An 11,990-nucleotide genomic window follows, 5' to 3' on the forward strand; every position below is an offset into this window, starting at 1 on the left:
ACCTACTCTGTTTTTTTTACAAAATATCAGAAAGCACAATCGACTTCAACTGATAGAATAAATAGTGTAAGAGATAGAGCTCATCAATTACATTATTTATTTTATCACAACCTCTGCTAGAAAAAAGAGTGAGGTTTGCGGATAAGGAAAGGAGGTAGACGTATGCTAATGTTTCCAACATGGGAAGGACTCCCAGATGAGTTTTTCGGCAAAATAGTTCTGTTTGATATAGACGAGACGAAGAAGGCTCGTGGCGGTATTGAAATCAAAGCAGAAGAGCATTACATTAATGTCGGTTTTTCGAACGATAACCATGCGCCAATTTTTTTAGGTATAGTAGTAGACGAACATAAAGGAACTTTACGTGTCGCAAGCACAAACACAAGACTCGATTCATTTTTGAGTGGGTATGTTTCAAAAAAAGATAAACTGATGCAAGAGATTGCTTCTCTTGAGTCTGAGCTTGAAGAAAAAGTTGATTTGAAAGACAGTGAGATTTTCAACTTAGATATTGAAATTGACAAGCTAAAAAATAAACTTGAAGAACTACAGCAAACATACAAAAAACGTAAAAAATTAGTTGACACTGAACTTCGAAAAAATTTTTTCAGCTGGATAAACAGCAACTGGTTTCTTAAATTCTTGTATTCGATTTATGAAAATCTTTCGTAAGTTTAATCTACTTTAGTTTTAATCGGTTAATTTTATAAAATTGAGAAAACTGACATAAAATAATGCATAGTTTGAAGAAAGCATAGATTGTGAAGCGAATGAATCTGCTTTGCAGATAGCGTTATGCATCAAGTCTGAACGAGAGGAAGACGCAGAAAATAACGCGTTAGAATGAGTGAACAATCTATGCTTTCTAGAACTCGCATTATCAATCAGTGACAGTTTCAATTTTATAATTACGATTAGACAAAGTATTCAACTTATAACGTTTTCTTAACGTAACAATATTTAAAAACTTGCTGAAATACAGCTAAAATTTTGACTGTTCAGCAACTAATTTTACAACTTTGTATTTAGATGTTTCTTTTGATTTTTTATCGTCAGGAAGGTCTAAATTATATCTATGATTGAAAAACCACTTGTACTCTCATCAAGAGAAAACATCTTTTCAGTTTATCTGATTGAAAAACAACAAATAAAGAAAGAGGAATAACATTATGACTCAAACAGAAATTATTACAGTAGTCGGAATTAGTAACAAAGAAGAGAAAAAAGAGGGCTGGTTGGCCTGTGTAAAATCTAACACAGCATCTTGGAAGACTCTGCTACTACCATTTGACAAGAATGTCTTCAATAATATTTTCTTAAAATTAGGAATTTATGAGGTAAAACTTATTGACAATTCTTCCTTCGGAGAAAGACCTAGATATCAAATTTCAGAAGCTAGACTAATCGTATCATTTGACGAGATACTTAAATCTTACAAATAAGTTATTACTTCTAACCAGTGCAGGCTAGAAAACAACCATGGGCTGGAAGATAGGTTGGACTGGTTAGAAGTCACCTGCGGTAGCAAGCCATTACTCATCTGGGTAATGTAATAACCCAGATTCCAGAAATGATTATTGTATTACAGGAGAACAAATTAATGACAAATGAAGTTATACAAAATATAGATATTAACAACAAACATCTTCATGTCGACGTAGATGAGCTAACCATAGTAATTCAACCAAATGAAGAGACCGTCGGTGAGTGGCCTAATCATTGGGGGCAAATTGCGAATGAGCTTTCTGAAATCATTGCAGAAAAACTTTCCCTCACTTCATTATTTGGAGAAATGGCCAGAGAACGGATTTCTCCACAAGGGTATACTATTTCTTACAGTTTTGAAAACATGCCCTATTTTTTAAGAATTGCCTTCCATGAAGGCTATTTAAAAATGGGAATCATTATTAAATTTTCAGCATCTGCTCTGAACCTATATAAACAAGCCTATGAAAACTCCTATAATAAACCTCTAGGAGTTTATGAAATACTGAAAAAGTTAGACGAACCATATTGGAATATGCATCTCAGTAGAATTGACTTTTGTGCAGACTACTTCAACTTCCCTTTATCTGTCAATGATATTTATAATAATTTAAAATGTAAAAAATTCGAAATTATCAATTACAAAGGAAATCGTAACCATACGAAAATGTCTGCTATCGAGATAGATACCAAAGCTAAAACAGTAACGATTGGCTCACGTAAGAAAGGTTCAAATAGTTTTCTCAAAATTTACGACAAACTCACTGAACAATTAGAAAATTACGGTAGGTATGCTCAGCTCGCTCAGCAATTTCAGTCTTGGGTACGATTTGAAGTTACTTTTAGAGGGCAATACGCAAAAAAACTGACCCAACTAATTCTTTCTCTCCATTCACGAGATATGCTTCAACAATTTATCGCCAATAAAATTGTAGAAAAATATTGTTTGAGTGATACGGAGACGAGACAACTAACAGAGTATAGCGAAGCATTGATTAACTTTTCCACTGTTGCCCCTCCTTTAATAGCATCTAGCCCTAGAAATAATCAGCTAATGCAAAGTATACACTATATTTTAAAAGGTAGTGGCTTCTTCTCTATGTTAGAAAAGGTCAAACAAATATGGGGGATATCTGCCGTAACTATACTTCTAAAAAGGTTACTATTCGAATATGAACACAACTATATACCTAATGATGATGTTTCTATTTGGTTAAAGAAAAATGCACTTGAATTACAGGTACTAAAATTTGAAACTTACCTTGACAGTATCATAGAAATTTTTTATATAAAAAACGCTCCTTCTTCCCCAGAATCAGCCAAGAAACCAGGAAGAAAGAACGCTGAATAATTGTGAAGATAAGGCAAGCTTATCCCTTGCCTATTATCTCACATATTTTATTGGAAAGAAAGTATGAGAGGTATAAAAATGATTAGAATTGTAAATAAAGATGATATCATTAAGTTAACCGGATTTTCTGATTCACAAGCCAAAAAACTTATCCGAGAAGCTAAACAAAGATTAGTCTCAGATGGCTTTCCTTGGTACATTAATAAACGTGTAGGCAGAGTTCCACTTAAAACAGTTGAAGATATTCTCGGTTTTGAGATATTCCCTAAAAATGGTATAATGTCTAATGTACAGGAAGATACTGCTCTTGAAAAGGGAGTTTCAAATGGCAGTAACTAGACAAAAAAATAAGAAATGGAAGGTGGATATCAGCGACGGATACGATGCTATAACTGGCGAGCAAAAACGTCACAGAAAAACAGATTTTAAAACACGTAAGGAAGCTGAGCGATATGAGGCAGACTATCGCATCAATAAGCTACATCAAGTTAGTTGCAAAGAGAAAATTTCTGTTTCTTATCTCTACTCACTCCTTAAGGAAGAAGATGAACTTCGAGGCAATAAACGAGGGACTATAGATAGTCAGGAATCTTACTATCGAGTATACATGTCCAAATACTTCAAAAATGCAGACATGCGTGCTGTTTCCGTTACGGACATCAAAGAATACAGAAATTGGCTCAAAAACCAACCTAGTGTAAAGGGTGGGACACTAACCAACTCTCACGTTAATCAACAAATGATTTTCGTTCACAAGATGTTTGATGTAGCAATACTAAATCGACTTCGTCAAGATAATCCTTGCAACGGATTGAGAAGACTTCCGCAACAGCATAAAGAAATGGCGTACTATACCCCTGAACAGTTTAAACAATTTGATTCACTTTTTGAAGAGCATGAATACCCTTTTCAACTCTTGTATCGTGTACTAATGTTTACTGGTATGCGTATTGGCGAAGCGTTAGCCTTAACTTGGGAACAAGTCAATCTTGACGAAAACTATATTAATGTTAAATACTCTGCTTATTATCGCAAGGGTCAAGTTCATATTGGCACAGTTAAAACAACACAATCTAATCGGCGGATTTATATCCATCGTGCCTTCGTGGAAGAATTAAAACGGTGGAAAAATCAACAATACGAGTTGTTAAAAGACTTTGTAACCAATCCTAATGGTTTGCAAATTTATCAAATAACACCCGAAGTGTTGACTGGTCCGAATGTCTCCAATTTCAGGGTAGTCTTCAAAAAAAGACTTCCAGCTAATTTCAAATTAATACGCAACCATGATTTCAGACATTCTCATGCTGCATTTCTAGTTTCCCAAGGCTTACGAAATGGAGAGGGTAAAGACTATATTTTCTTTACTTTGATGAAACGATTAGGTCATTCCTCAATTAATACTACAATAAATGTGTACTCGCATTTATTTCCAACTCAACAAAAAGAAATCGCCTCTGCCTTTGAAAATTTTTAACAATAAGGCAAAATAAGGCAACGAAAATTTACAAACAAGGGTTAAACCCTTGATATGAAAGGAATCTTAAAAATCTTATGATGAATATGCAATCAATGATGAAACAAGCACAAAAATTACAAAAACAAATGGAAAAAGGGCAAGCTGAGCTTGCGGCGACAAAATTTGTTGGCAAATCCGCTCAAGACCTCGTGGTCGCAACTCTTACAGGTGACAAAAAAGTCGTCAAAATCGACTTCCAAGAAGCTGTTGTCGACCCAGAAGACTTAGAAACTTTATCTGACATGACAACCCAAGCTATCAACGCTGCCCTCGCTGAGATTGATGCCGCAACTAAGAAAAAATTAGGTGCCTTTGCAGGCAAAATGCCGTTTTAAAACAAATCTCAAAAAACTCACCCCCTCCTAGTTCATTGCTAAGAGGGGGCTATTTTATGTAAAATTAAAGAAATCAAAGGCTTTATTAAGGAGTAAGTCTGTATATTTTGGATTGTCTTTCAGCTCTTTAATGGAACTTTGCACCAGTTGAACATCATCCGTTATGATACCGTCAACATTCAAGCGGAAAGATTTTGCAATGCTGTTTACATCGTTGACCGTCCAATCATAGAGCAATTTATCTGCTTGCCACAACTTAGAAACAAAGTTTTCATCTAGTGTGGAGTATTCCATAGTATAGCCACTAGCTTTGGTTCGTGGGAAGATTGTATTATAAGGCAGGATAAAAAAGCTTTTAATGCTAGCATCGTATTTCACAACTTTTTCAATCACGCGATAGTCCAATGAGTGCATTTGATGACCGTACTTTTTAATCGTTGGGCCATATTTTTTCAAAAAGCGCTCCATCATATCCGAAGAATCTTTTTTGCTGGTTTTGATTTCAATGAGCAACCGCTGCCCCAATTCGTTGGCACGGTTGAGATACGCATCAAAACTGGAAATTTTTGTCCGATAGCCATTTTCTGAAACCTCTAAAGCAGTTAGTTCTGCCAAGGTCAAATCCTGCGGACTTGCATTGACACCTGCCAAATTTAAAAGATTAGCATCGTGCATCATGACAAATTGACCATCTTTTGTCTCTTGTACATCCATTTCGATGTAATCTGGCTTCAGCAAAGCGGTCTTTTCCAATGACTGAATCGTATTTTGTACACCATTTTCCTGCGACACTCCTCGGTGAGAAATCGTAACAGGAACCGTTTCCAATGGAAAAATGAGATACATATAACCTTCCACAGCAAAGAATACAGAAGCAATGGAAATCACAAGCCAGCGCAAAACGCGATCGAACTTCCGCCGCGGACAATCCGCCAAACCTTGCTCAGTCAGAAAAGAAACAAATTTAATCAAGAAATAGCTCAACATCAGATAGTGAGCATTTTTCAGCAACACATAATTCATCACACCAGCAATCGTTGCCACTTGATTGGAATGACCGTCTGCAACATGCTGTAAAAGGAAGAGAGGCAGAGCCATTCCAAAAAAGAAGAGAAAAGTCTTAGTCACAATCCAAAACAAGTGCCAAGAATAAAAGAAAGTTCGTTTCTTGGTTTTTTCTAAGCTGAACCGCACCGCTTCTCTTACGGAAGAATTTTCAAAAAAGATTTTGGGCAAGGCAAACATCAAACGGACAGCAACCAATAACATCAGCCATACAAGTAGAGTCAGGACGACAGCACCCCAAAAATACGTCTCTTTCAAATAAGTTAAGATAAAATTTGGAACTAAAATCTTATTTAGGTAGTAAATTTTGAGGATTTTTCGGAGAAAAGGAAAGAGCAGAGCGATGTAGAGCAAGACAAACAAGATTTTACTAGGACGTGCCTGCTTTAAGGTGAGCAAACTGTCTGCTATGGTTTTCTTGGTAAACTTCAAGAGGGTTCGCTTGTCTTGAGTCAATAGATTGTGCGCTCCTAAAAAAAGAAGTATGATTTGAATATAAGCGACCAACAGATTGGCTAAAAACAAGAGGATAAAAGCCAGAGTAACTAGAGGATGACTAGACAACACTCCAACTACATTGTTATACGATAGAAATTGATAACCCGTCTGACGAAGCAAAGTACCTGCCGCCCACGAATTAAAAGGCAACCAAGCATATTCTGTCAGCATAAAAATAATAAAAAACAAAAATAGAATTTTATCAAGATTTTGATAGAGTTTTTGAAAACCTAAACGCTGTTGTTTCATCATTCTCCTTTAACTTATTTTTCATCAACTGAAGCATAGAGAGGATTTGCTAGACGGATTAAGTCAGCATAATCTTGTTTTAATGCTTCAAAAACTATTCTGACCTCTGTCGGAATCTCCACATGCGCAATGTTGTTCTTTCCTTTTGGCCCATATCCAGCTGCATTGTCTGTTAAACGGGGAATTTCTCCCATTAACAAACTTATATAACGCTCCATTTCCCACATGCCATGAATCTGCTGTTTAAAACCGAACTGTCCTTCTTTTACTACCACTTCCGCATGATATGCAGCAAAATTGATAATTTTCTTTTCCTTAGAGAGGTACTTTCTAAGCCCTGCGTCCATTCGTTCCTGCATAGTGGCATCATGACAAAAAATAATAGACTGACAATCAATCTTTTCTTGCTCCAACAAGCCCAATAAATAAGTGATGTTGTTTCCACAATTGGTCGAGCGGCATTCCAAATAATCAGCTGCTAAGTTATACTTTTCTTTCAAGTAAGCATTGAAAATTTCTGCCTTTGACAAAGTTTGTGTTTCTATTTTCGGATACTCTTTAGCGACTACTTGGCGCAAAGTATCAGTCGTATGACCCGCGCCACCAACAATCACATAAATCTTTGCGATATTCGCGAACATAGCCTGCGCTAGAATATTTCCACCCGCTAGAATACTCCCACCAAACAGCACCATGACATCAGCCTGTTTTAGGCTATATTTATCTTCTAAAGCTTTCTGTGTTAATTCTGGCAAATCTCGCTTCCCACAAAAAGAAGCAAGAATATTGATATCTTTTGCGACTTTTTCTTTCATCATATTTTTCATTCTATAAAAAAATCTCAGTTTCTTCAACCGAGATTCTCTCTATCGTCCAAACAATCTTGCAAAAAAACCTTTCTGCTCTTGTGCTTGCACTTTTTCTTTAGCTTCGTCCAATTCTAATAGCAAAGTTTCACGCTCATTCATGGCCTTAGCAGTCAATTGCTGCTGCTGGTCTAATTGCTTGTCTTTTTCAGCAATTTGCACATCTTTCACGCGCAATTGCTCATCTTTTTTAGCTAATTGAGCATCTTTTGCTTTTAACTGGTCATACAAACGCACAATTTCTGCATTTTTCTCATCTACCAAAATTTCCATGAGCTCACGTTGCTTGACATCTTCGCTGACCGGTTCATCTTCAAAAATCGTCTTTTTGTAAATTTCTTCCAGCTTTATCAAACCGCTGCGCGTCACAACGGTGACCCCTTTTTCATTCTTGTCGGTATCTTCGGGCGCAAGAGTTTTGACCCGATTGTTCATCGCCTGACGGCTAATCCCTAAAATCTCGGCTAGCTCGCTGACTGTCTTTTCAATTGCCATAATTTCCTCTGAAACTTTTTCTAGATATATACCTAAATCTTATCATATCAAGGCTTAACTGTCAAATTTGCTCCGGATTTCAAGGAATTTCATCACATTTATGATACAATAAATTTGACCTATTCATTTAAAGAAAGAAGTACAATGAACCATTTTGATACAATCGTGATAGGCGGAGGACCGGCTGGTATGATGGCTGCTATTTCCAGCTCCTTTCATGGACAAAAGACACTGCTCTTAGAAAAAAATAAACGCTTGGGTAAGAAACTTGCCGGAACAGGTGGCGGACGCTGCAATGTGACGAATAACGGCACTTTAGAGGATTTATTAGCTGGCATACCAGGAAATGGGCGCTTTCTCTACAGCGTCTTTTCCCAGTTTGACAATCATGACATTATGAATTTTTTCACTGAGAATGGTGTTGCACTCAAAGTAGAGGATCACGGGCGCGTTTTCCCAACAACAGACAAATCTTTTACAATTATTGAAGCATTAGAACGGAAAATGAAGGAGCTAGGCGTCACCATCATGACCCAGACGGAAGTAGTTTCTGTAAAGAAAAATGCGGATTGCTTTATCATCAAGTCAAGTGAGCGCATTTGGAGCTGCGATCGATTGATTGTCACAACAGGTGGAAAATCCTATCCTTCAACTGGCTCTACTGGCTTTGGCTATGAGATTGCGCGCCATTTCAACCATACAATAACAGAGCTAGAAGCTGCTGAAAGCCCGCTTTTGACTGATTTTCCACACAAGGCTTTACAGGGGATTTCATTAGCCAACGTCACCCTCCGTTATAATAAATACATCATTACCCACGACTTGCTCTTTACCCACTTCGGCTTGTCAGGTCCTGCCGCATTGCGGCTCTCCAGTTTCCTCAAAGGCGGTGAAACCATTTATTTAGATGTCTTACCACAGTTTTCTGCGGAAGATTTGGCAGCATTTTTAGAAAATAACCGAGAAAAATCGCTCAAAAATAGTCTCAAACAATTACTTCCTGAACGTCTGGCAGACTTTTTCGCGCAGCCATTCCCTGAAAAAGGCAAACAATTGACTGGAACAGAAAAAGAAGAGCTCATTCAACAGCTCAAAGCTCTACCAATTCCTATTACCGGCAAAATGTCTCTAGCTAAATCTTTTGTGACCAAAGGCGGTGTCAATCTTAAGGAAATCAATCCCAAGACTTTAGAAAGCAAACTAGTTTCTGGACTTTATTTTGCTGGCGAAGTGCTGGATATCAATGCTCATACCGGTGGATTTAATATTACAGTCGCTCTCTGTACTGGCTGGGTTGCTGGAAGTGTGGAATACTAAAAATAGAGCAAATGCTACCATGCAGAACACTAGCATTTGCCCTATTTTTTATTTTACTTGTGAACGTATGCTTGGATAACATCTGCTGCATATTGGGCCGTTCCAACTCCAAATTGGTCAATATTTTTCTTAAATTCAGGATTTGCCACGTAGCCTTTTCCAATAAAAGCGAAAACTTCCAGCGAGCAATCAAAGGCATAGGTTCGGATAGCCTGTAAAAGATTGGCTGCCTGCACTTGATTTTCTACTGCATCCACCTTCAAACCTTGTTGCAGATTTTTTGCTAAATTTCGGAATACTTGATTAAAGGCTTCTGTTGCATGCTCCTCCTGACCTGCTTGCCTACTTGCCGCCTCATCCATAACGGCTTGTCCATATTTTTCTACAGCTTGATGATAATAATTTGCATGTTCATCGTAAGTAAATCCAACAAATTTTTCTTGTGTCGTCATTCTTCTTTCTCCTTTTTGAGCTTGAATTGTCTTTTGTAAGGTGGAAATCAAGGTATCCAAACGCTCCCTTTCCTGCTGCAAAAACTGCAGTTGCTTGTTCAAGTGAGGCAATAGTTCCTGCTCTTCCTGACTTAGCAGCTCTGCTATTTTCTTTAAAGAAAATCCAAGATATTTGTAAAATAAAATAATTTGCAGACGCTCTAAATCTGCTTCACTATAAAGGCGATACCCGTTTTCAGACTTTTGCGGCACAAGCAAGCCTATCTTATCATAGTGATGCAGGGTTTTGACAGAAACACCTGAAAGCTGCGCAGCTTCTTTGATTTGATACATCATTTCCTCCTTACAAATCTCATTATAAACCCTCCACTTAGGTCAAAGTCAACACTTTTTTGAAAATATTTTATCCAAAAATAGAGTTATCACAAAGTACGACCTGGCTTTATACAAAAAATCGCTAACGTTGCTTGCAAAACAAATCTAAACACCATGCGCTTTTCAAGTACGAAAGAGCAGCTAATCACCCCTGCGGAGGAGTGAGACTACCAGCTCCCATTATGCCTGGGAAACTCTAAGTGGATTAAAGGCAACAGAGATTTTCCAAACTACCACACTTTGTAATGGTAACTACATAAACAGAAGCAGCTAAAAGCTCTTTTGTTCCAGCTGCCTTTATTAGCTACATCTTCTTTCACTTGTTACAACTGCATCTCAAAACGGAAGAAAACATAGAAATAATAAGGATTTTCGCTTGTAGAATATATGAATTTTATTGTATTATTTGTGAAATTTTGGTAATATATATATAATAATACAAAAGTACTTGTATGAGGAAAGTTAGTGTCTGGCTATCCTTAAAAATAAACAAAGAATAGAAAGGATTAAAATGTCAAAAAAGAAAAAAGACACACCGTTAGTCTTTCTAGTCTTGCTGAAGTGGTTAGCTGAACTGATTTATTTCGTAGGAATTGTGTTCGTTGCCGGTACAGCTCTCCTACTCTTAACATATAATATTCTCAATATACCGCTAGACTATATCCACATTGCAGCTTTAATTGCTTCTTTCATCTACATATTGGCTGGATTTTTAGTGGCAAATAGTTCCGAAGACATCGTAATCGCCAGCAATTATTTTAAAATCCTATCCGCGCTTGGTTACTTAGCAGTCATTAGCTACTTTGACAATCAACTATTTGATTATTTAAAAAATCCAGTCGTTGATATCTGCTTAGCCATACCATTTTTGATTGCCATTATTTACAAAAAATTTTATAGAAAAATGATTTACCGTGCTGTCTTTAAAAAACATCACTCTGTCTCTTTTTACAGTGAGTATTCAAGTATTGAAGAGATAAAAGACTCGATGTTAGAAGCTGTCCGTGAAGCAGTCAAGGACGGTCACAAAGAAAATGTAGAAGTTGTCGGAAAAAATTTTAGGCAAGATGCAAAAGGAAATATCATCGGTATTTTCAAAATTTCACTAGCTCGTAAATTATTTAAAATCACTCAGCCAAAACTAATGCTGATTACCTTAAACTTTAATATCAATAATAATGAATAGGAGTCTACAACCATGTCAGAAATCGAAAAACCTGTTTTAACACTAGAGCAAGATCGCTTCTTAAAAAATAAATCATTTGATACCTACAAAAAGAAGCTTGAAGTTCTATCAAGAGCATATAGCGCTAATGCCATGAAAACGATCAATGGCTTCTCATTAGATTCAGAAGAACAATACAAAGCACTGTTTGAAGCTGTATTTTCAGGTGTTTGGGACGTTGATACCGGCATGCGTTATGTCAATGTCACAGAAATTATTGGCGTCTCTAGTTTCTTAGCTGGACAAAAAGACGAAAACGGTTATTATATACGCAATGCTGATGGGGAAATTGTCTGGGATGTTGTAGATATTGATGAAGCTGAACTCTTCACAGACGAGCAAATCGCAACTATTGTTCCAAAAGAATATCGTGGGAAATCATTTGTTCTTCGTGAGTTAGATGCACGCAAAGAATGGGGAGAAAAGCAACCTTCAGAAGACATTTCTGAAGAGGTACAGCCCGTTGTTGAAGAGGCAGTCGTTGATGTAAAGACAGAACCAGAACCTGAGCCCGCACCAATTGTCCAACCAGCACCTACCGCTGAAACGAAGGTTAAACAACAAAAACCTATCGTAAAACCAGACCCAGTAGTAAAGCCACGTCCCATGACAAAATCAGAAAGACAACAACAAAAAAAAGATTACACAAAAGAATCCATTAAAATTATCAATGCAACCATTGACAGCCTTGGATAGTAACAATTTTCAATAATATTAAAGAGGTTGGGACAAAGAGATTTCAATTTTTAAAAATCTTA

Annotated in this window: 13 protein-coding genes; 9 read left to right on the forward strand and 4 right to left on the reverse strand. The window is 36.9% G+C overall.

From position 1 onward, the window contains the following. The first annotated feature begins 168 nt into the window (after window positions 1–168). From EL079_RS06550 to EL079_RS06575, 6 genes are all read left to right on the forward strand, one after another. Window positions 169–672 carry a hypothetical protein gene (locus tag EL079_RS06550; protein WP_223349577.1) on the forward strand — a complete coding sequence of 168 codons (504 nt, stop codon included), beginning with the start codon at window positions 169–171 and terminating at the stop codon, window positions 670–672. Between the two features lie 497 nt (window positions 673–1,169). Then, complete coding sequence (locus tag EL079_RS06555) at window positions 1,170–1,442, forward strand: hypothetical protein (protein ID WP_018543684.1); 273 nt, start codon at window positions 1,170–1,172, stop codon at window positions 1,440–1,442. Window positions 1,443–1,600: 158 nt separating this feature from the next. Further along, complete coding sequence (locus EL079_RS06560) at window positions 1,601–2,836, forward strand: replication initiation factor domain-containing protein (protein WP_003032082.1); 1,236 nt, start codon at window positions 1,601–1,603, stop codon at window positions 2,834–2,836. 78 nt (window positions 2,837–2,914) lie between these two features. Beyond that, a complete protein-coding gene (locus tag EL079_RS06565; protein ID WP_003032110.1) occupies window positions 2,915–3,175 on the forward strand; it encodes a DUF3173 family protein in 261 nt (86 codons plus the stop codon). Continuing rightward, window positions 3,162–4,313 carry a site-specific integrase gene (locus EL079_RS06570; protein WP_003032089.1) on the forward strand — a complete coding sequence of 384 codons (1,152 nt, stop codon included), beginning with the start codon at window positions 3,162–3,164 and terminating at the stop codon, window positions 4,311–4,313. Before EL079_RS06565 ends, EL079_RS06570 begins: the two co-directional genes overlap by 14 nt. A 77-nt stretch (window positions 4,314–4,390) precedes the next feature. After that, entirely contained in the window at window positions 4,391–4,690 is a 300-nt protein-coding gene (locus EL079_RS06575) for a YbaB/EbfC family nucleoid-associated protein (RefSeq protein WP_003032106.1), read from the forward strand. 54 nt (window positions 4,691–4,744) lie between these two features. On the opposite strand, the gene EL079_RS06580 is transcribed toward EL079_RS06575, so the two are convergent. From EL079_RS06580 to EL079_RS06590, 3 genes are read right to left on the reverse strand one after another with little or no spacing between them, the layout of a single operon-like run. Further along, a complete protein-coding gene (locus EL079_RS06580) occupies window positions 4,745–6,502 on the reverse strand; it encodes a glycerophosphoryl diester phosphodiesterase membrane domain-containing protein (RefSeq protein WP_003032092.1) in 1,758 nt (585 codons plus the stop codon). Between the two features lie 14 nt (window positions 6,503–6,516). Beyond that, window positions 6,517–7,320, reverse strand: a complete 804-nt coding sequence (locus tag EL079_RS06585; protein WP_022524471.1) for a hypothetical protein — start codon at window positions 7,318–7,320, stop codon at window positions 6,517–6,519. Window positions 7,321–7,368: 48 nt separating this feature from the next. Next, a complete protein-coding gene (locus tag EL079_RS06590; protein WP_003032083.1) occupies window positions 7,369–7,863 on the reverse strand; it encodes a DUF536 domain-containing protein in 495 nt (164 codons plus the stop codon). A 144-nt stretch (window positions 7,864–8,007) separates the two neighbouring features. On the opposite strand from EL079_RS06590, the gene EL079_RS06595 reads away from it, so the two are divergent. Next, window positions 8,008–9,180: a BaiN/RdsA family NAD(P)/FAD-dependent oxidoreductase gene (locus EL079_RS06595; protein WP_003032100.1), complete on the forward strand. Its 1,173-nt coding sequence runs from the start codon at window positions 8,008–8,010 to the stop codon at window positions 9,178–9,180. 53 nt (window positions 9,181–9,233) lie between these two features. Here the strand turns inward: EL079_RS06595 and EL079_RS06600 are convergent, their stop codons facing one another. Next, on the reverse strand, window positions 9,234–9,965 hold the full coding sequence (locus EL079_RS06600; protein WP_018543687.1) for a MerR family transcriptional regulator: 732 nt from the start codon (window positions 9,963–9,965) through the stop codon (window positions 9,234–9,236). A gap of 553 nt (window positions 9,966–10,518) precedes the next feature. On the opposite strand from EL079_RS06600, the gene EL079_RS06605 reads away from it, so the two are divergent. Both EL079_RS06605 and EL079_RS06610 read left to right on the forward strand, forming a co-directional pair. Then, entirely contained in the window at window positions 10,519–11,193 is a 675-nt protein-coding gene (locus EL079_RS06605; RefSeq protein WP_003032109.1) for a hypothetical protein, read from the forward strand. Window positions 11,194–11,205: 12 nt separating this feature from the next. Continuing rightward, the gene (locus EL079_RS06610; RefSeq protein WP_003032098.1) at window positions 11,206–11,928 is read left to right on the forward strand and encodes a hypothetical protein; all 723 of its coding nucleotides are present in this window, start codon (window positions 11,206–11,208) and stop codon (window positions 11,926–11,928) included. The last annotated feature ends 62 nt before the right edge of the window (window positions 11,929–11,990 follow it).

This window comes from Streptococcus anginosus (genome assembly GCF_900636475.1).
GTDB classification, from domain to species: domain Bacteria; phylum Bacillota; class Bacilli; order Lactobacillales; family Streptococcaceae; genus Streptococcus; species Streptococcus anginosus.